At 55.7% G+C, this 20,656-nt stretch carries 17 protein-coding genes and 2 riboswitches; of the genes, 6 read left to right on the forward strand and 11 right to left on the reverse strand.

From position 1 onward, the window contains the following. Nucleotides 1–21: 21 nt before the first annotated feature. Together ACWHYZ_RS18030 and ACWHYZ_RS18035 are read right to left on the reverse strand one after the other, a co-directional pair. Nucleotides 22–303 carry a metalloregulator ArsR/SmtB family transcription factor gene (locus tag ACWHYZ_RS18030; protein WP_447984058.1) on the reverse strand — a complete coding sequence of 94 codons (282 nt, stop codon included), beginning with the start codon at nucleotides 301–303 and terminating at the stop codon, nucleotides 22–24. A gap of 53 nt (nucleotides 304–356) precedes the next feature. Next, a complete protein-coding gene (locus ACWHYZ_RS18035; RefSeq protein ID WP_447984059.1) occupies nucleotides 357–2,297 on the reverse strand; it encodes a TonB-dependent receptor plug domain-containing protein in 1,941 nt (646 codons plus the stop codon). 28 nt (nucleotides 2,298–2,325) lie between these two features. After that, a riboswitch (cobalamin riboswitch) is annotated at nucleotides 2,326–2,518 on the reverse strand. Nucleotides 2,519–3,054: 536 nt separating this feature from the next. Then, nucleotides 3,055–3,225, reverse strand: a riboswitch (cobalamin riboswitch). A gap of 160 nt (nucleotides 3,226–3,385) precedes the next feature. On the opposite strand from ACWHYZ_RS18035, the gene ACWHYZ_RS18040 reads away from it, so the two are divergent. Next, a complete protein-coding gene (locus ACWHYZ_RS18040) occupies nucleotides 3,386–4,258 on the forward strand; it encodes a carbon-nitrogen hydrolase family protein (RefSeq protein ID WP_447984060.1) in 873 nt (290 codons plus the stop codon). 353 nt (nucleotides 4,259–4,611) lie between these two features. Here the strand turns inward: ACWHYZ_RS18040 and ACWHYZ_RS18045 are convergent, their stop codons facing one another. Continuing rightward, entirely contained in the window at nucleotides 4,612–4,965 is a 354-nt protein-coding gene (locus ACWHYZ_RS18045; protein WP_447984061.1) for a nuclear transport factor 2 family protein, read from the reverse strand. Nucleotides 4,966–5,357: 392 nt separating this feature from the next. After that, nucleotides 5,358–5,645 carry a tetratricopeptide repeat protein gene (locus ACWHYZ_RS18050; RefSeq protein WP_447984062.1) on the reverse strand — a complete coding sequence of 96 codons (288 nt, stop codon included), beginning with the start codon at nucleotides 5,643–5,645 and terminating at the stop codon, nucleotides 5,358–5,360. Nucleotides 5,646–6,074: 429 nt separating this feature from the next. Here ACWHYZ_RS18050 and ACWHYZ_RS18055 point away from each other — a divergent pair, with 429 nt between their 5' ends. Further along, nucleotides 6,075–7,061 (forward strand): hypothetical protein, encoded by a 987-nt coding sequence (locus ACWHYZ_RS18055; protein WP_447984063.1) that lies wholly within the window; start codon nucleotides 6,075–6,077, stop codon nucleotides 7,059–7,061. Nucleotides 7,062–7,404: 343 nt separating this feature from the next. Here ACWHYZ_RS18055 and ACWHYZ_RS18060 read toward each other — a convergent pair whose 3' ends face one another. From ACWHYZ_RS18060 to ACWHYZ_RS18075, 4 genes are all read right to left on the reverse strand, one after another. Then, nucleotides 7,405–7,566, reverse strand: coding sequence for a hypothetical protein (locus ACWHYZ_RS18060; protein ID WP_447984064.1), 162 nt, complete (start codon nucleotides 7,564–7,566; stop codon nucleotides 7,405–7,407). Nucleotides 7,567–7,695: 129 nt separating this feature from the next. Then, entirely contained in the window at nucleotides 7,696–8,046 is a 351-nt protein-coding gene (locus ACWHYZ_RS18065) for a tyrosine-type recombinase/integrase (RefSeq protein WP_447984065.1), read from the reverse strand. A 254-nt stretch (nucleotides 8,047–8,300) separates the two neighbouring features. After that, nucleotides 8,301–9,809: an anthranilate synthase component I gene (gene trpE / locus ACWHYZ_RS18070; protein ID WP_447984066.1), complete on the reverse strand. Its 1,509-nt coding sequence runs from the start codon at nucleotides 9,807–9,809 to the stop codon at nucleotides 8,301–8,303. 3 nt (nucleotides 9,810–9,812) lie between these two features. Then, complete coding sequence (locus tag ACWHYZ_RS18075) at nucleotides 9,813–10,415, reverse strand: LysM peptidoglycan-binding domain-containing protein (RefSeq protein WP_447984067.1); 603 nt, start codon at nucleotides 10,413–10,415, stop codon at nucleotides 9,813–9,815. A 192-nt stretch (nucleotides 10,416–10,607) separates the two neighbouring features. Here ACWHYZ_RS18075 and ACWHYZ_RS18080 point away from each other — a divergent pair, with 192 nt between their 5' ends. The 4 genes from ACWHYZ_RS18080 to ACWHYZ_RS18095 all read left to right on the forward strand — a co-directional run bounded on the left by ACWHYZ_RS18080 (nucleotide 10,608) and on the right by ACWHYZ_RS18095 (nucleotide 17,917). Further along, nucleotides 10,608–11,561, forward strand: a complete 954-nt coding sequence (locus ACWHYZ_RS18080) for an AAA family ATPase (protein WP_447987608.1) — start codon at nucleotides 10,608–10,610, stop codon at nucleotides 11,559–11,561. An 88-nt stretch (nucleotides 11,562–11,649) separates the two neighbouring features. Continuing rightward, the gene (locus tag ACWHYZ_RS18085; protein WP_447984068.1) at nucleotides 11,650–13,575 is read left to right on the forward strand and encodes a hypothetical protein; all 1,926 of its coding nucleotides are present in this window, start codon (nucleotides 11,650–11,652) and stop codon (nucleotides 13,573–13,575) included. Between the two features lie 103 nt (nucleotides 13,576–13,678). Further along, nucleotides 13,679–15,715, forward strand: coding sequence for an NAD-dependent DNA ligase LigA (gene ligA / locus ACWHYZ_RS18090; protein WP_447984069.1), 2,037 nt, complete (start codon nucleotides 13,679–13,681; stop codon nucleotides 15,713–15,715). Nucleotides 15,716–15,790: 75 nt separating this feature from the next. Then, nucleotides 15,791–17,917, forward strand: coding sequence for a sensor domain-containing diguanylate cyclase (locus ACWHYZ_RS18095; protein WP_447984070.1), 2,127 nt, complete (start codon nucleotides 15,791–15,793; stop codon nucleotides 17,915–17,917). Here ACWHYZ_RS18095 and ACWHYZ_RS18100 read toward each other — a convergent pair. From ACWHYZ_RS18100 to ACWHYZ_RS18110, 3 genes are all read right to left on the reverse strand, one after another. Beyond that, a complete protein-coding gene (locus tag ACWHYZ_RS18100; RefSeq protein WP_447984071.1) occupies nucleotides 17,891–19,153 on the reverse strand; it encodes a hemolysin family protein in 1,263 nt (420 codons plus the stop codon). The two genes, ACWHYZ_RS18095 and ACWHYZ_RS18100, sit on opposite strands and share 27 nt — an antisense overlap. A 227-nt stretch (nucleotides 19,154–19,380) precedes the next feature. Continuing rightward, nucleotides 19,381–19,935: a septal ring lytic transglycosylase RlpA family protein gene (locus tag ACWHYZ_RS18105; protein ID WP_447984072.1), complete on the reverse strand. Its 555-nt coding sequence runs from the start codon at nucleotides 19,933–19,935 to the stop codon at nucleotides 19,381–19,383. Nucleotides 19,936–20,137: 202 nt separating this feature from the next. Continuing rightward, nucleotides 20,138–20,563, reverse strand: coding sequence for a hypothetical protein (locus ACWHYZ_RS18110; RefSeq protein ID WP_447984073.1), 426 nt, complete (start codon nucleotides 20,561–20,563; stop codon nucleotides 20,138–20,140). Nucleotides 20,564–20,656 lie beyond the last annotated feature (93 nt).

Genomic DNA, 20,656 nt, shown 5'->3' on the forward strand with positions numbered 1-20,656 from the left:
CCAGGTGCGAGGTGTAGGGTTTCACAACACGTCTGCCGCTGAAAGTTCTTCCGCGATCACTTCGTTCCAGTCCCTGCCCTTGACGCGGTAGTAGCTCCCTCGGTCTCGGCCTTCTCGACGGTCCCGAAGGAGCGCCGCATCCGTGAGCAGCTTGAGATGAAATGGCAATCGTGATTGTCCGGGATTCATAGCATCCGTGAGTCCGCAGACGCAATGCTCCCCGCCTTTCAAGCGGTCGAGCAATGCCAGTCGTCTCTCGTCGGACAAGGCGTGAAAAAACAACGCCGTCTTCTTGAGTCGCATGGTAGGGGGCATGACCTACGATATATCAATAAATATTAATAGGCATGGTAGTCCTATAACGTCACTCTGATGCCGCCGTAGACAGACCGAATGGGTGTACCGAAGAAGAGGATTTCTTCGTACTTTTCATTGAAGAGATTATCGACGCGACCGTATACTTGGAACTGCTTGGTTACATTATAGGTAACCTGAGCATTCACGACTCCGAAGGGACTCATCTTCTGCGTATTCTCAGTATCATTGAATCGTGTTCCCACATACCGATATTCGACATTCAGAAGCAGACGTTCAAGGGGCTGATACCCCGCAATGATGCTCGCTTGATGGAGGGGCCAGCGAGGGAGCCGAAGACCGGTTGAAACATCCTTGGTCTGTGTGTAGGTATACTGGCCCTTCAGGCTAACATTATTGAACACTGCCAGTTGAAAACCGGCTTCCACCCCTTCACTTCTCGACTCTTGAATATTCTGAGGGCAGAATCCGAAGGTGGCAGGAGGACACGTGGCCGACGTCACGTTCACGATCTGATCGGTGAAGTGATTCCAGAAATAGCCGGCGTTGATCTGTAAGCGATCCTTGAACAGACGCTGCTCCACCCCCACATCCATGCTTTTGCTTTTTTCCGGTTTAAGATCGGGGTTGCCGAAGTTTTGGAAAAACAATTCGTTTAACGATGGAGCGCGAAATCCTGTCGCATAGCTACCGCGTATTTTTGTGCCTGTTTCGGGAATGAGATATCCCGCCGTGACGCGATAGGTGGTGGCGTCCCCGAATACGTTGTAGCTGTCTTGCCGTACACCGGCCGTCATCAACAGCCGCTCCCAAATATTCACGTGCGCTTCTGCAAACCCGGCATTCGACCTGAGAATTCTCTGAGGCTGGTCAGTGCCGAAGGATGACCCGGCATTTCCCAGTCCGTCACGGAATTGATATCCGGCTGTTAGGAGCAAGGGTTTCGCGATCTGGAAGTTGTGCTGCCATTCAAGTCGATGATTCAAAATCGAGATATCGGATGGAGAGGGAAACGGTGTACTCACGACCCCAGTCATGATCTCTCTCTGAAGCGTCCCGCTTGTAAATAAGACCCGTTGATCGGTCTGGGCCAATGTGAGCTTTTGCGACCACCAAGCAGTGATCGGCTGTTCGTACCTCGCACTGAGGGTCAGATTCCGGCTCGTCTGCTTGGAACCGAATACATCGAAGGCACTGTTGCCGAATGCGCTGTCCAGATTGACGTCTGAGTTCCACCAACGGAGACTAAATTCCAGCCGACCGTCTCTCGGTAGAGTCACCCCCAGCTTTGAAGAAGCCTGCCAGTTATGGAATCCATCTCGTTCGGCCGCGCCACGTCTATAGTTCACGGCGGAGAAATTACTCGTATCCCAGCGCGAGAGTGACATCGAGAAATCGACAGGCCCTCTGGCTCCTGACGCTTGTGCGCCTTCCCGAATGGTGGCAAAGGAACCATACTCAAAAAAGCTACTGACGGTCGGTTTCCCTGTGCCTCGCTTTGTAATAATGTTGATCACGCCGCCAATCGCATCCGATCCCCACAGCATGCTTTGAGCGCCCCGAAGAATTTCGATGCGTTCAATGTTCTCGGCTGTCAGGTTCGCAAAGTCGAAGGCGCTATCCGTCGGACTGTTCATGATGGTGCCGTCCAGCACTACCATGGTTTGAGCGCTGCTTGCTCCGCGCATTCGCACCTGTGCCAAAGTTCCCGGACCACCGTTAGAAAATGCCACGACACCTTGCGCAAGCCGGAGTGCATCGACGACGGTTTTGATTTTCCTTTGCTGCATCTCTTCTCCGGTAATCACCTCGACAGCACTCGTCACTTGGCTCGCAGGCAGCGGGGTCTTTGTCGCGCTGATGATGACGTCCTGAACTTCGATCGGCTTTTCCGCCGGTTCTTCGGCCGCCGCCCACTGAGCCCACCACGCACTGGAGCAACACATAATCATCAGCCCTGTTCGCACAATCTGATATGTCATACCCATCCCCTTATGCTCGAAGGATTGAACGGTATATCGGCAGTCCGGGTCTCCTGACTCGCGGATCGTCGCTTCCTTGCACCTTCCCATGGATCGACATCCACAGTGGCGTTATGGCAAGGTCACTCCCCGCTTACAGTGGCGGCACCGTGATGGTTTTGCACCATCTTCCCCGGCGCTACGGATTGTTGCTTTCCGCAGCTCGTTGAGAATCCTCTTAATCCATGACTACGTACCCTCCTAAAAATCCGATGAGTGGACCAACTACAAGCCTCCTTCTCCCTTCAGTTAACGTTGTTGCCCGTAGGGCCTCTCGTTCATCTCGCAGACGTGGACTCCAGAGGAGGCTGAGCGAATTTGATGTCGCTGAAATGACCCGCCCCGTCGACGCGACTGGTCGCACGCAAACCAGGTTCTGGACAGATTGACGCCTACCAGTTCTCAATAACACCCGATTCCTTGGAAACCACGTGTTTGGGTCGATCCACGCGAGAGGCGCGCGGACGGGCACAAAGATGGAACACTGAAGGCGAAGGAGATGGGTCAGTCTAGTAGGTCGAGCGCGGTTTCTGGTGAGCAACCGCCGACCAACGAGGCGAGCAATCAGATATCTAATGAGACGTACGCCGCAGAGAGGGCCGGGAGGTCGAGGACGTAATGCGGACAAATCAAAAATCCCCGGGGTCGATTCGCAAACGCGACCTCGAGGATTACTCCCGCCACGATCCTCACGCTTCTCTTCACCCCACGGAAGATTAGCAGTCTTTAGCTCCAGCCAGGTCTTCTGACTCCTGGTTCACTCACCGCCGACGTCTTCCCATTCGCGAGAACGAACAGTGACAGGTATAGTCGGCGGTGTCCCCAGTTACAGCGGCGGGACCGTGAAGGTTTGCACCCTCTTCCCTTAGACCGGAGTATTACGGGCGCACAGTAGAGGACGCGGACTTGTTCTGTCAAGTCTGAAGTCCATTGTCGATCAGTCTTCTGTATTCAGAAGCGAATCGAGTGTCCATCAAGTCGGCAGCGCACTTCGGGACATAGTGGAATTGCGCACTGCTGGATGGTATGTTGCATCCGCCGATGAGGGAATGATGAACTTGAACCGGCGCCAATTTCTCCAGGCAAGCGTGGGCGGCCTCGCGAGCACTCTTATTGCCCATACGGCAGGACTCGAAGCTGGATCGACTCGCACGTTGCGAATCGCCCTCCTCCATCTCGCGCCCAGAGCGGGCGACCTAGCGTACAACCGACGTCTCCTGGAAAAAGCTCTTGTCACCGCAGCGGAATGGCGCGCCGCATGGATCCTGACTCCCGAACTGAGCACCACTGGCTACACCTTCGCCGACGAGATCGGCACGGACTGGATCGTGCCTCAACCGGATCCTTGGATGAAGCATGTCTGTGGTTTGATCTCCCGTCTGAACGTCACGGTCTTCTTGTCCGTTCCGGAACGCGACCCGCATACTCAGAAGCTGCATAACTCTGTCTGCGTCATCGCGTCTGACGGCACTGTTATAGGCTGTCACCGCAAGATCAATACGCTCCGTGTCGGGTCAGAGTCGTGGTCGAATCCTGGGGAACGCGTCGTTCCCCTTCCCGTTCCTCCGTTCGATCTTGTCGGAATCCTCATTTGCGCCGACGCATTTTCCCCGGACATCGCTGAAAGCCTCAAAGCACAGGAAGCTCAATTCTTAGTCTCAGCGGCTGCCTGGGCGCCCGGACTCCATGGCCCGAACGGTGAGTGGGAGCGGTGTACGCGCGATACCGGACTCCCGCTCTTGGTTTGCAATCGGACCGGGCCCGACCGTACGCTCAATTTTACTGAGGCCCAGAGTGTCGTCGTGAAAGACGGGCGGCGGCTACTGTCTATGTCCTCGGAACGTTCCGCCATATTTGTAATCGACTGGGACACGAAGAGCCAGAATTTGGTCTCGCAGGAATACCAGAGAGTCTTCCTTTAGAGTAGGAAGACAGCACGGGAGCATCATATCCGCCGTCCAACAAAAGCCTAGACCTCAGCTCATATCAGACCGTCGGAATGGGAGCCACACTCAAAGCTACAAAACAGGCGTGCCGACAGGAGGCAGAAGTTAGCGCAAGATTAGGAAGGTGAAGGCGGACGCCATGTTGCAAGAACTTCATGGTAGGACAATGCATTGCTATAGATGTCCCCCACCTCCCCCACGTCGGGATCACGACGGATGTGAGCACTGACTAGGAGCGGACTTAATACGCGACTTGTTTGATCCGTTTGAGTATTGGCGTGGATAGCGGCAATGACCTGAATGCCCCTGTCAATTCGTGCCTTCCTCGGCTACGCGTAGTGAGCGGCCGCGCGCGTTACCTGTCCGGCGCTGTTGAAGAAGAAGACCTCCGCTGCCATCCCCCGGCGTCCTCGATAGTAGAGGACGAGGCTGTCAGTCCCGACCAACGTCATATGCAGCTCCAAGCGGATCGGCCCCAGTTGCTCGAGGGCCTTACGCCAGTACGCCCCGACAGCGTGCTTGCCCTTCAGCTTGCCGGAGGGTTGGCCGGCGATCTTAACGATCAACGGGGAGGACATTTCAAAATCGTCCGCATAATGCGCCAGAACTCGGTCAACGGCATGATCATTCCAGGCATCGATCCAGTCGCTGGCAAACTGCTTGGCAAACTCTTGAGTGAGCATCGAATCCTCCGCGGTTGGGATCCGGTTTTGAAGGCCGAGGGCCCCTTTTAGCACATCGAGCAGAGGCGAGCCAGTGGAACTCAAGTGTCTAGCTATCAGCGGCCTTACACATGTAGCGCTTGCTCTTCGCGACGTTCCGGTACAGTACCGCTGTGAAGCGCATGCCGGTAGATCCGATGCGATTCCGGCGAGCTGCCACGGACGATGACTTGTTCAATGACCCGGTGCCATTTGGGACCGGTCAGCGCCCTGATAGTCAAGGCCAGCTGCGGCACATCAGAGGGCCGATTGCATCTGCTTGGTTCGGATGGCGGCAATGCGGGCGGCCAACCACCTCGGCTTCGAACGGTCGACTGATTCCTCGCAACAGCATCGCGCCATTCTCCAAATGGTCACGACATGAGATGCTGTGCCCCGAACGCCTGTTCCATGATTGAGAGTGAGCGTAGATAGGCGAGTTTCGCTTCACCGTATCGACCTGCGTCGGCATGAAAAATGGCTAGATTATTGAGCACCGATCCGACACGAGGATGATCCTGACCCCACGCGCGCTCGAACACGGATAGCGCGTCTCGATATTTGATCTCGGCGTCGAGCAATGCCTCTTCGGCGCCCTCGAGGCTGGCCAGCTTATTGAGTACGGCTGCGACATCTGGATGCTCGGCGCCCAGTGCTTGCATTTTGATCGAGAGCTCGCATTTTCAGTCCTACACCGTGTATAACGCGTCAGGGACCCATGTCATTCCGCTGCCGCAGCCACCAGCAAAAACATTTGTTGGCGTCGATCTGATCAATGTGCTGACCCAACAGTATTTCTAAAATACGGGATCGGGTAGTATCGGCCTTCGGAATACCATGGCGGGATGCCGCCGGCCTTTTTTTTTCGCGCACAATATGTGTTCTAGCGAATAGGACGATGCTGGTGGCATGGAGGAGGTGACATGGATGGTTCGTATTCATTTTAGAACTCAATAGAAGGCCTCTGGGCGTCCTCTCTCTCAACAGCGAGGGCGGTTCCCGTCATGACTGATAGGAGATTGAAAAGCGTCCTGGTTCCGACGTGAGGGCGCAACTAGTCAGGGTAAAAATTGAATGATCAGGAGGATCGGATGAAGAAAATTTCCAAGGCGGATATCAAAAAAGCGATTCTTGCAGTGGAAGCCGAGCGGTTGAAACAGCCGGTCGTATCCCGACCAGACTATGCGAAGTATCCCAAACTGGTGAGCAGCCGCCGAGCGTCGGAAAGGATGGTGTCCGAATTCCTAAGGAATGGGGGCCTGGACACGAAGAAGTTTGAAGCCCTGCAAGTACAGAGAAGCGCCGAACTACAGCGCATTGTTGGCAAGCATAAAGCTGATGCCCTACAGCGAGCATCGCGGCAAAAGGATACGCTCCATTCCTCAATCCTCGAGCAAAGCAAAGCTCTGCGGAGTCTCGCGTCCAAAGGCGATTTTTTCCCTTATCCCTCCTTCAGCCTGGATACTCCGTTTTTGATTTGGACAACGCCACTGCTAGCGTTGGATTCTGCTGCTGTGCCGTTCGGCAGCTGGGCAAAATTCAAGATTGCGACTTCTAAATACCAGGGTACGCAGAAGGTGGGCTTCTATTTCTATTGGGCAAACCCTTACGCTGACTACGCCGTGATCAGCGCATCCACCTTCATGTCAGCGACCGGGCACCTGAAATTACACGCCCCCTGGACAATCGGGGTGAACACTAGTTGGGTACAAGCGTCGGCCCGATTTGGGCTATGGTTTGGCTTTCCGCAGGCCGCATCCACCGATTATGAGTCCGCGTTCCTGGGACAGACTGGAGCCTACGCTCAGACGTTCATTGGCGGGGACACGAATGCAATTGCCATCTCCGCTGGAGTCAGTCTCAACAAGACGATGTTTGCCGTCCCGCCAGGGAATATTGTCATCTTCGAAGTGGCGCTTGCCGTCGAGTATGAAAACGATGAGGGCAATATCGAAGCCGACTTCGAGAGCGGTGACTTCAAAATCGCTTGCCCGATTGTCGTCTTCTCGCTTATGAACTCGCCTCCGGTTGTGATGGGCCGACGCACAACCGTCATGGAAGCCAGGCGCATTAAATGATGGGGCTGGTGATGTAGACATCAGTTAACACTTCTCCTACCGAGGCTTGAACATGAGGAACACGATTGACAGGAGAGCACAGGGAGGCGTCGGAATTAAAGGCTTCATTCACCAAGTTGATTACATCATCCGCCTTGAAGGCTGATGAGAGCTTGGTGGAAATCGGTAAAAGGTCACGAGCAGCTCCTAAGTAGCGGTCAGGCACTGAGCGAAGGGGAGATGCCTCTGCTGCTCGCAGCACCGCATAAACTGATGCCGTCGGCGTTCGGCCTCCTGTTCGGCCTCCACAGAAGGAATAGGACCGCGTGGCACGGCGCATCTTCATGCGTTCTGCCGCTATTGTCTAGATCCTGGCCTTATCATTAAATTCCGCCCATTCAGCCAGGCGCAATTCCACAGTCCGAACAAAATTGTAGAGCAGTATCTGCAGTGCGATAACGGTCGTCCTATTTCCCGCGTAGGCGGCAAGCCTGAACTTGAACTCTCCGATTTGATCCCGGCTCATCCGCCTACTAAGGTTGATCTTGGGCCGGTGGAGTGCGCCCTTTAATGCTGTCGCTGGATCGTGGTCAGCGAGTAGTGTGACTACTTGCGTAACGCAAAATGCCAGAACACCATTGCCAAGTTGAATGGCCTACGTTTCCGCGCCTCGTTTCTCCATGTCCTGAAGAATTTGGACAATGTGAGAGGCCGTGACGCTTCGTATCGGCAACCTTCCTATCTTTGGAAAGGCATTTCTCTCCAAGCAAGTATTCGCCTGCTTGTGAGAGTACGGTGCCCATCTGCCATTCTTCTTTCCCAACCACTCGCGGACAACGGATTCAAATGTGTTGACGTTCTTGGCAAGTTGCTTAGCAAGGGATTTCCTGCCTGGCGTGCGAGGGATGAACGCCTGTTTGACAAGGTCGCGGGCTTTATCTCGTGTTTTGCGGGCTTCTTGGAGGGAGATGGAAGGATACTCGCCGATTGCAAGGAGATTCTCCACGACCGGCTATGCGATACCGGTACCGTCAGACCTTCGATCCATTCGGTCTAATTTTGAGATAGAGGTCATGGCCATCCGTCAGCTTCCTAGGTTCGTTGCCGCCTTCCAACTGATGGATTTTGATGTCGGTCAGCGCATAAAAAGGGGGTATCGCCGATTCGGCGCCCGCTTTTTTGACGACTGTCAACGAATACCGATGAAGGGACGCGGAGAGGAACTATTGAATGCACCCTGAGGATGCGCTGAATGGTTGCTCACTCCAATCCCCGCTCCGCCAACTCCACTGCCTTCATCATGGCCCGAGCCTTGTTACAGGTTTCGTCGTATTCACGCTTTGGCTCGGAATCGGCGACGATTCCGGCCCCCGCCTGAATGTAGGCACGCCGGCCCTTGATGACTACCGTGCGAATGTTAATCGCCATATCCATATTGCCCGAGAAGCTGAAGTACCCGACGGCGCCGGCATATGGGCCTCGACGGGTCGGCTCCAGCTCTTCGATAATCTGCATGGCGCGAATTTTTGGCGCGCCCGAGACGGTCCCGGCGGGAAAGCACGCCCGGAGGACATCGTAAGAGGATTTCTCCTCATCCAGGCTCCCATTGACTTGGGACACTAGGTGCATCACGTGCGAGTAACGCTCTACCTTCATTAATCCGTCCACGACGACTGTTCCCTTCTTCGCCACCCGTCCAATGTCATTGCGTCCGAGGTCCACCAGCATGACGTGCTCGGCCCGTTCTTTTTCATCCGCTTGAAGCTCACGCTCCAACAGCCGGTCTTCCTGTTCCGTGGTGCCGCGAGGTCTGGTGCCGGCAATAGGCCTCAATGAGACACGTCCATCTTCACAGCGAACCAGAGTCTCAGGGGATGACCCCACTAACTCAACGCCGCCAATCCGTAAATAATACATGTATGGAGATGGATTGATGAGGCGCAACGCACGATAAATTTCGAATGGACTGGTTTGGATTCTGGTCTCCCATCGCTGCGATACCACCGTTTGGACAATGTCGCCGGCACGGATATAGTCCTTCGTCCGCATCACCATCTTTTCAAAATCGGCACGGCTCATATTGGAGGTAAAGCTCATCGGCTTATGGCGACGAGAAACCGGCTGCCGACGTAGCGGCCGCTTCAACCGCGCAATCATGCGATCGATGCGCGAGGTGGCATCGGCATAGGCACGCCGGACGTCGGCCGTCTTGCTGGACGGGACATGCGCATTGGCCACGACCTTAATCGTGTGCGCGATATTATCGAAGATCAACAGGGTATCAGTCAGCAGAAAGGCAATGACGGGAAAACCTAGGTCATGCTTCCGATACGCCGGGATCTCTTCAAAGTAGCGGACCACATCATAGTTGACGTATCCGACCGCGCCGCCGACAAACCGTGGAAGCTCCGGCACCGTGACTGGACGGTACCTTCCCATGACCTGCCGTACACGATCCAAGGGTGTCTCGCCCGTCCGCATGCTGACAGGAAACCGCTCGACGCGGGAACCTCTTGCCATGACGATTTCACCCTGGTCCTCCTGAAGCAACACGGGGGAGCCGCTTCCGAGAAACGAATAGCGGGCCCACTTTTCGCCTCCCTCGACGCTCTCAAAAAGGTACGCAGAAGGACCATGGTCGATCTTTGTGAATGCCGAAACGGGCGTTTCAAAATCAGCAAGAATTTCTCGATACAGAGGGATGAGATTCCCCTCTGAAGAGAGCCGCTTGAACGCATCGAAGCTGAGGGAATAGGAGGCCGTACCCATGAATTACTGATACCCGACAATCAATTTTTGTCCGACTTCGATGAGGGTATCGCGAAGGTGATTCCACTCTTTGATTTGCTCCACCTGCACGCCATACTGACGCGCAACCCGAAACAAGGTGTCTCCAGGCTTGACGTTATGATAGACCGGCGATCCCTTTTCCATATCAGGAAAGTCAGCCATTGGAACTGGCGCTTTCTCGAGTCCCAGTGGATCGGCGGACGAAGGCGCAGGATTGACCTTCGGCACAGCTTTGGAGCGCGATTTGGGTTTGGCATCAGACCGATTCATCTCTTCTTTGGCTTTGATCGCAGCCGATTCCCGCAAAGCATCGTTCTCTTCTTGAATCCGTGACGCCTGCTCTCGGACGGCTTGCAGCTGCGCGGTCAGCTCCCTGTTTTTGGCTTCCAGCTCTGGAATCTCGCGTTTCAGTCGCTTGGCCTCCGCATCCAGTTCCCCCGTACGCTTTTCTTCTTGAGCCAATAATCGCTGAAAATTGAGGGCGCGATTCTTTTCGGCCTCATACTGCTCTTTCATCACACAGCCGGTCGATACGATACTGATGGTGCACACAAGGGACAGTGCCAGAGAAACACCCGTTTTCATCGTCTCTCCATCCTTTTTTCTAGGGGGCCTCGCCCTGCCCGGGCTACCCATTCCACCCGATAGCGCGACTCTCCTCGGGGAATGATAACAATAGTGCCGGAGGCAATGAAAGTCAAAGGCTGCTGCAGGCTTCGGCGGTTTGACCCCTTTACGAAGGCTGTGTTACGGTTTGAAAAATTACTGGTCTCGCTGATGGACACGCCCCGAACCTCGCAATCGCATCGTGAAGTTGTGGTCGATGGAGTTACGCTCCGTTTGGCTCAGCCTCTCGAATCGTCCCAAGAATGGATCGGCGCCCGTGAGATCCTGACGCAACTCCTAGCGTGCTGGCTCGTCATCGACGAAAAAGATCTACCCCTCTCGCCCCGAATCACGGGCCCTCCCGGCATTGGAAAAACGACGCTGGCGATGTCGGGCGCGCGGGAGCGTAAACAGAATCTGTACGTCTTTCAGTGTACCGCCGACACCAGGCCGGAAGATCTTCTCATCACCCCTGTACTCGCCGAGTCCGGCACGATTGCTTATCACGCCTCTCCACTCGTCTCCGCAATGCTGACGGGCAATGTCTGCGTGCTGGATGAAGGCAACCGAATGAATGAAAAAAGCTGGGCATCATTGGCCGCGCTGCTCGATCATCGTCGCTGTATTGAGTCCATCGTGGCCGGCATTCTAGTCAAGGCCCATCCAGACTTTCGCTGCTGTGTCACGATGAATGAGGATGCGTCCACATACGAGGTTCCCGATTATATCCTCTCGCGTCTCCAACCAACGCTGGCCGTGACCTATCCGGCTCGACATGATGAATTGGCCATTCTTCGGTATCACTTGCCCTTCGCTCCGGCCGACATGTTAGCGCTGACCGTCGACTTTCTTCAGGAAGCCCATCAGTTGAATGTGCAGTTTTCCGTCCGTGATGGCCTGCACTTGCTGCAGTATGCGCTCAAACGGCTCTCGCAGGATGCCGCGCACCCGCTCTCGAAAGACGCCGCCTGGCGCGAAGCCGTGATGAACGTGCTCGGTGAAGAGGCGCTGGATCTGGAAGGATTATCCAAGAGGCGAGCGAGAGCCTTGGGCAATCAATCGCTCCCACTGGGATTAGGCGACTTTTTCTTCGAGGGGAACGATCCCCTCCATCCGGATCGCTAGGGCGCCGAAAGTCGTAAGGTCTTAACTCGTCAAGTCAGAAGAAAGACCTTAAGGCTTGACAGACTTCAATGACGTTATGACGACAACGATGAACGCCGTTCTTCGCCTTTCGCCTCGTATCGAGGTCCTGCCCATTCTGCACGGCAGTGGGGATGTGGCACAGGAAGTTCGCGAAACCTTGATCGGCCGTCAATTCGATTGTTTGGCGATCCCGCTCCCGCCGTCCCTGGAAGATGCACTAGAAGCCGCCATCCAAGACCTTCCGCAGATCAGTCTCGTCGTAACACCGGAGCCGGAGCAGGAGGCACTCACCGTCAACTTTGTGCCCGTCGACCCTTGTCAGCCGGTGATCATGGGCATTCGTGTGGCGATGGGAGAACACATTCCTCGAGCCTATATCGATCGAGATGTCACATTTTTTGAACCTACGCCCTTTACAGCGCCTGATCCGTACGCGTTAAAACGCATCCCGCTTGCCACCTTTGCAGCGGCGCTCCTGCCATCACTCGTAGCTCCAATGGAGTCCACTCAGCGGTGGCACCGTATCAGATGGATGGCGTTTCGGCTGCACGAACTCGAGCTCGAGTTCGAGTCGATCCTGTGTCTATGTCACGTCGCCGACTGGCCATGGCTCCGAGATGCGTATCGCGAGCGACAGACCTATAGCCCGCCCGATTCGCATGTCGCTCGACCGTCGACGTACGCCGTTGAACCGCAGACTGTGTATTTTGTCTTGGGAGAATTACCTTTTACGACGGAGCTCTATGAACGCCGACGGGCGGAGCTGCTATCGGATCGCCATCTCACGGTGGATGGAATCAAAGAGCTGCTGCTCGAAACACGCATACGCTGGTCGGCCAATCATGAAAGAGAAGACCACTCCATTCCGAATTGGGTCACGCCTCACCTCTTACAGCGCTATCTGCAGTATGTGAGAAATCTGGCGCTTATGGAACACCGGTTGACACCCGATCTCTATAGCTTGGTCTTGGCAGCCAAACAAATGGCGGGTGATGAGTTTGCCATTACCTTGTTGGAGACGGCCAAGACCTATAGCTTTCAAGACGATCGCCAATCGGCGTTTTTCAAGCCGGCTGTGGCCGCGGGCATCGGCAGGTTTGAATTTCCCGATGGTGACGTCGCGCAGGCCAAAAATCGCCTCCAGGGTCCTCCTCTGCACTGGCGCTCCCTCTTCTTACGTCCTCAACCGACCCGCATGAAAAGTCGGCGATGGGCGCTCCAATGGAATCCCTTTCGTCAGTGTTCGTGGCCCCCGGAAGATAGTCGTATTGAAAGCTTTACCCGACACGTACGTGAGCAAGCAAAAGCGCTCCTTGGTGCAGATCTGGCGCGCGTCGAAAAATTCACGACATCCGTGAAAGACGGCATCGATCTGCGCGAAAGCCTCCGGCACTGGCACAAGATGCCCAGTCGTGAAGGTCGTATGAAGAGCTTAGGGCAGAGTCGAGGGCCAGGCCGACATACAACGATCAAGCCTGACATCTATGTCAAAGAGATTCCACCGGGTCGGGGAAACGTCGAAGCCGTCATCTTTTTGTTCGATACCCCGGCCGATCCCGCCGTCTACTCGTGGCAAGCCACGTGGTATGCCGAGCATCAAGAAGAGTCGACCCTCTGCTTCTATGCGAGTCCTTTTCAAGACAATATGGTCGGCCTCGGCATCGGACAATCCCGGTACGGAGGCGCACTCTTTATCTTTCCACCGCGCCCGATTCCCAATATCTGGGATGATCCTACCCTTCGCTTTGCCCAGACGCTGGAAGAACGCCTGATCGCGGCCGCCGCGTTGCATTCACGAGAGCCTCATATTGCGCTCGTATCGCCGATTCCACCGCGGGCGCGCTGGCGTCAGATTGCGAAAGCCTTCCACCGACACATGATCACCATTCCATTGAGCCGATTTTCCGGCCAGACGGTCGACCGCCTTCGTCGGTTTCACGTGCTCAATGGCCATGAGATTCGAAGTTATGCCGCGCAGTTTATTCGTGAATAAGAAGCCATGAGGCATCGGCGATCCAGCCATCAGGTTCTAAACAAGCTGAATGCTGGTCGCTGACGCGCGCCATGGAATGAGCCACGGAATACCGACACTTACAATGCCTCGAATGACAGCCGAGCAACGCGTCATTGAACTCCGGAACGAGATCCGTCGCCACGACTATCTCTATTATGTTAAATCTCGCCCCGAGATTTCCGACGAAGCCTACGATCGACTCTTTCGAGAATTGAACCAGCTCGAAGCGACCTATCCCGACCTTGTCACATCGGACTCGCCGACGCAGCGAATCGGGGCCGCGCCGCAGACGGATCTTAAAAAAGTTCAGCATGAACGGCCCATGCTCAGCCTGGACTCCATCATGAATGCGGACGACGTGCGCGCGTTCGACAAACGCGTCCGGCGTGAATTGGGACGAGAGCTGGATTACGATCTGGAACAGGAGACCATCCACTACACTGTGGAACCGAAGTTTGATGGCCTCTCCGTCGAACTCATCTACGAAAACGGTCGGTTCATGCGGGGTGCTACCCGCGGAGACGGGATCACCGGCGAAGACGTCACGATCAATCTTCGCACGCTACGTTCGCTCCCTCTGCACCTCCAAGCAGCGTCCGATCTTCCAGCGCATCTCGTGGTCCGAGGAGAGGTCTACATGCGCCTCGACGACTTTCAAGCGCTGAATCGGCGTATTACAGAGCGAGGAGACGAACCCTTCGCAAATCCGCGCAATGCGGCCTCCGGCGCACTGCGACAACTGGATTCTAAGATGACGGCGGCACGTCCCTTAGTCGTGACGTGCTATGAGATTATGATCCAGTCCGGCAATCCGTTGCCGACGCACTGGGATGAATTAGACAGACTGGCTGCCTGGGGACTGCCAACCCCATCGCTCTGCCGCCGGTGCGAGTCCATCGATGAGGTGATTGCATTCCACGCCCAAACGGCCTCAGTTCGAGACGAGCTGCCGTTCGAGATCGACGGCGCGGTCGTCAAACTAGACCGCCGTGACTGGCAAGTCCACCTGGGGGAAAAATCGCGAAGCCCCCGTTGGGCCATCGCCTATAAGTTCGCCGCTCGGAAAGAGATCACACAAGTCCAGGATATCGTCGTCTCTGTCGGGCGAACCGGCACGCTGACGCCCTTGGCGTTGCTCAAACCCGTCGATGTAGGAGGCGTCACGATTAGTCGGGCCACGCTCCACAATGCCGACGAGGTAGCCAGAAAGGACGTGCGCGTCGGTGATACGGTCAAGGTCGAACGAGCCGGCGACGTCATTCCCGCCATCACCGAACGTATCCTCGTTCCAGGCCAGCAACGAGCCGACCCCTTTCGCATGCCGGATCACTGCCCGGGGTGCGGCTCCGCCGTCGCACGGGAGGGCGCGTATTCGTATTGTTCAGGGAAGGCCGCATGCCCGGCACAGGTGAAAGGGGCCCTTGAACATTTCGCATCGAAGCACGCGCTCAATATCGCCGGACTCGGCAAGAAGACCGCCGCTCAATTAGTCGAGAGTGGTTTTGTCACCAACCTGGCCGATCTCTTTGCATTGACTAAGGATAAGGTTCTGAAACTGGAGGGCTTTGCCGATCGTTCGGCGTCCTTATTCATGGAGGCCCTCGAACGCAGTAAACACGTGTCGCTGGAGCGATTTCTCTACGGGCTTGGTATTCGACAAGTCGGTGAGCATACGGCCAAAGTATTGACTCGACGCTTCGGATCGCTGGACGCCATCATGGCAGCCGATCACGATACGTTTGAAAGCGTTCACGAAATTGGGCCGGAAATCGCCGCCAGTTTGGAATCCTTCTTTCAGGAAACGCACAACCGAGAGGTGATCGATCGCTTGCGCCGACTGGGCTTAACGATCACCACGGAACGCGGACACGATGCCACCCGGTCTCGCTCCTTCGAAGGCAAGATGTTTGTCTTCACCGGAGGATTGAGCCGGCTCAGCCGCGATGAGGCCAAACGGCGGGTCGAGGAACTGGGGGCACGTGTCACGTCCAGTGTTAGTAAGCACACGGACTATGTCGTGGTAGGCATCGAGCCCGGGTCCAAATTCGACGAAGCAAAACGGCTTGGAGTCACCACCCTCACCGAATCCGAATTTCTCGTGCTTTTGGAAGAAGCTTGACTTCCTTGGTCCCCAGTGGGACAGTGGGGCCGGCTTCTGTGATCCTGCGCCGTCGCGGCCATTCGAGTTCGGCTCATGAACCCGACGCGTCCTGTCAAATTCCCGCTTCGCAGAAAGATCTTTCTCTCCTTAACTGGCGGCCTGTTTGCCTGCACCGCCGTCCTGACCGGGATGCAATATCACGTCAGCAGCCGCACACTGACGGCCGAGTGGGAGTCCAAGGCCGGCGAGTATGGACGGCTGCTGGAATTCGCCTTTCAACCACTCGTCCAAAATAGGGACCGGTCCGGTCTCAGTCGAGCCGTCTTGCAAGCCGTGCTGATTCCAGAGATAAAATCAATCACGGTGATCGATGCGCAAGGCACGATCGTGGCGGACTCCAAAGGGCAAGCGGTCGGCACTCATCTAGCGATTCATCTTGACGCGCTCCGCCGTGCCCTTGAAGAAGATACCGACACGGGTGTTACGTGGGTCGAAACCAAAGACACCGGTCGAATTCGCTTCCTTCTGACCCCCATTAAAGGAGGGTCGCCCGACGCATCGATGCATGCCTCGCCACAGCCGGCGCCGCAAGCAGCCATCCTCATTGGGCTGGATCTCTCCATATTGGACAGCCTGCTGCGATCCAATTTGTACTATCTTGTGTCCATCAACGGCATCACCTTCATGGCTCTGCTGCTGATGTGTTGGATCACCATCCAAATCGGATTCGTGCACCCGCTCCGCCACTTGGTCCAGACCGTGCGTTCGACATCCCGATCTCAATTTTCTCTGGAACGTCTTCAGTCGACCGATGAGATTGCCTCGCTGTCCGAAGGCTTTGCCAAAATGAATGAAGCCTTACAAGAGAGCGAGGACTTCAATCGTGCGACGCTCGATTCGCTCCCCGTGCACGCCGCCATTGTGGATAAGGAGGGACGCCTCCTGTCGGTGAATACGGCGTGGGAACAATTTGCCCGCGACCATGGCGACCTCTTTCCGTGTACCGGTGGCGGCCGCATCAATTTTTTAGAGACCTGTCGGGACTTCACCAAAGGATATGGTGACTATACGCAAGAAGCACTGTCGGGCATCCGGTCCGTCCTTCAAGGCGAGGCGCCGTCCTTCGCGCTTGACTATACGGTGACATTGCCCAAAGGGCGCCGCTGGTTTGTCCTGTCGGCGATGCCCTTGCAACGGCCAGAGGGCGGCGCCATCCTGTCGCACACTGATGTGACGGAGCGAAGGCAGGCTGAAGAGACGCTGGTTCGTGCCACGACTGAAACCGAACAGGCACGCAGCCGTCTGAATACCCTCTATGCCACGATCCCGATTGGGCTCATCTATGTCACGCCGAATCTCATGATCGAACGAGTCAGCCAATCCATGGCGTACTTACAGGGCCGCTCTGTAGAAGAGCTGGTGAATCAACGGCTCTCCAACGTGCTTCCCCCCGAGCGGTGGACGAAACTGAAGACGATTCTCGAGCAAGTCCTCAAGACAGGCACCGCGTATCACGGATTGGAGGAAGTGGTGTCCGACCCCCGCGCGCCTGGCGGCGCACGGATCTTACTCTCCCACTGCGACCCCGACTTGAGAGAAGACGGCACCGCGAGGGGAATTCATCTCGCGATACGAGATATTACTGAAGAAAAGCAAACGCAGAAAGAACACGAACAGAATGTCAGGGAGCTCAAAGCCAAGAACCGAGAGCTCGACCAGATGGCGATTCGCGATCCGCTCACCGGCCTCTATAACCGGCGCTTCTTCGATGAAGCGCTGACTCGCGAGTGGCAGCAATTCCAGCGCAGCGGAGAGGCCTTTACCGTCATCATTATGGATGTCGACGCCTTTAAAGCCATTAACGACGATTACGGGCATGAGGCCGGAGACCGCGCCCTGCAGCAAGTGAGCATCACGCTGAAAGCCAACTTACGTGAAAGCGATTTGATTGCGCGCGTAGGAGGGGATGAATTTGCCGCGCTGTTGCCCCGAACCGATACAGAACAGAGTCGACAAGTGATCGAGAAACTGAGCGATGTCCTTCAATGCCTCCGCCTGGTGACCATCGAAGGCGAGATTCCCATGTCTCTCAGCGTAGGCACCGCGACCGTCCCCGGCTTTCCCCCGGTCACTTCTGCCGCTGAACTGTTGAGAGTGGCCGATAAGCGGATGTACGAAGCCAAACGATTGACCTCAGCTCGGCGTGCCGACGCCGGCTGAATCGGGCGCCGGCGTTTTTTCTTCTTTAAAGATCTGCACGCTCTTGATGGACTTGTGATCGGCTTCATGCACCACCAACCGGCAGTGGCCGATGCGGATTTCCTCGCCGACCGCGGGAATGCGGCCCAGATGCTCTTGGATGAGACCACTGACCGTCGTGGCTTCGTCCCCTAGATCTACCTTTAAGAATTCATTGATCCGCCGCACGTCGGTTCGTCCGTGCACGAGAATTTGATTCTTGCCGATTCGCTTGATGAGTTCTTCGCTAATATCCGTTTCGTCCATGATTTCTCCGACGACCTCTTCAAGCAGATCTTCAAGCGTGACCAGCCCCATGACACCCCCAAATTCATTGACGACGATGGCCATGTGACGTTTGTCGGCCTGAAATTGCTTCATGAGATCATCAGCAGTCTTTCCTCCCGGCACGAACAATGCCGGCGTGGCGATATCCTTCAGCTGAGAATCATAGCGGCCTTGAGCCAATCCCATCAGTGCTTTATCGCGATAGAGAATGCCGGTGATATTGTCCAACGTGGTGTCGTACACCGGAATACGGGAGTATTTCGACTTAAAGATGGCCTCTTGCGCATCCTTTAAGCGTAGGTTGCCCTCCAGCGCGAACACATATATTCGCGGTGTCATGGCATCTTCGGCCGTAATATCCTTCAACTGGAAGACGTTCTTGATCATCTTGACTTCTTCGGTCTCAATCATTCCCGCGCGTCCCCCTTCATCGAGCATGATCTTGACCTCTTCTTCAGAAACATGAGGAACGGTCACGCCCTTTCCGCCGGTGAGCGCATTAATGAGGGGTTCCAACACAAACAAAATCGGCTTCATGACGAACTGGATTGCATACATGGGATAGGCCATCACCATCACGACCGTCAAGGCATGTTTTGCCGCGAGGGTCTTCGGCACGATGTCGCCAAAAATGAGCAATACGAACGTCAAGACGCCGATGACAATGGCAAGGGCTTCCGACCCGAACAGCCGGAGCGCCAGGATCGTGGCATACGAGGCCGCCCCCGTATCCACAAGCCGATCCCCGATCATGATGATTGAGAGCAGGCGCTGGGGGTTTGACCGCAGTTGTAGGACGATGTCCGCCCGCTTGCTTCCGGCCTCGGCCAAGGCGCGCAACCTCGTTTCCTTCACAGAAAAAAAACCGATTTCGGCCGCTGAAATAACTGCAGAGAGGGCGACAAGGCTCAGAAGTATGAGGAAATCCATTTATGCTTTGGGCGAATTGGATATGAATCGAAGATCGAGAGACGCCTCACGCCACGAGAGGCAGGGAAGCGACCGGTCTGAAGAAGTAGGATCGGAACTACGGCACGCAGAACGTCGAGGCCCACCGTCATCCATGGGTGTAATTTCTATCATACCCACTTCGGTTTAGGCAAGGCGACAGAAACAAACGCCCTGTTAATCAGCGACTTACAGAATGAGTTTGCACACTATGCCTTCTCTCGAACCACGAACGACTCGACCTGGAATTGGCGATCGATCCGGTTGGCCGCGGCGGTCGCTTCCTCTTCTGTGGTGAATCGGCCGACTTGAACCCGGTAACGCATACCGATCGGCAATTCAATGGTCATTAACCGTACTTCGCGATAGCCGTCAGTCAACTTGGCCATGAATGCCCGTGCAAGCGCAGGATCGCCAAATGACGCCACCTGAATCCAGAGTACGCCGGCATCATCGGACCGGCCATGGTAAGCAATAACCTTCAATTCGACGTGGTGGCTGCCCTGCGCGATCATGCCGAGCTGCGAAGCAGCCGCTTGCGAAAGATCGAGCACGCGGCCGCGCGCAAATGGTCCACGATCGTTGATTCGAACAATGACCCGGCGGTCATTGAAGAGCGATCGGACTTGAACCATTGAGCCGAACGGAAGCGTTCGATGCGCCGCGGTCAGCTGACGCATGTCGAATCGTTCGCCGCTGGCCGTTCGGCGTCCGTCAAATCCCGGACCGTACCATGAAGCCATGCCGCGTTCGTGATATCCCACTGGATATCCCGCCGGGAAATCACTGCCTCTTGGAGTGGTCCCCGCGCACCCTGCAAGATGCCCGATGAAAAGAAGAAGGCCGGCAAAACCAATCAGGCGGTTGGCAACATGCCGAGCTGAAGAGCCGGACGGAGGCGCCATACTGGTGGGCGGGTTTCTCACGCCACCATAAATATAGTCAACGACAGGAATTGGTGGACCATTAAAAGACGTCGAGGGATTCTTCCTGCAGAATATCCATGGCCTTCTTGGTATTGGAGACCGTGAGAATGACGACAGCCTTTCCACCTTGTCGAGAGGGAGTATAGTAGCCGCTCGTGATATTGATTTTCGCCTCCTTCAGATGCTGGGCCACTTCGCTCAGCGCCCCCGGCTTGTTGTTCAGACTCAAGACCAGCGCGGGTTCTTCACGAAAGGGAATTTTGGCGTTTTTTAACGCCACGCGCGCCCGCTCGAGGTCCGCTACGACGAAACGGAGTGTTCCCTTCCTGACTTTCGCGGTGCTCATGCCTTCGGCAGCGGAGAAGGCTTTGATGTTGACCCCTGCGGCTCCGAGCACCGTTGCCACACGCGCCAGGACGCCAGGCTTGCTCTGCTCTGTAATCACCAGTTGAGTCGTCGTTGGCATAAGCGGATCTCCTTGTGATATAGACCACCGTGCCGCGGTGGCGGCTCCTTCCTATCATAACGATCACCGCTAGTACAGAGGGGTATGTATTTT

This window comes from Nitrospira sp. Nam74, assembly GCF_965152615.1.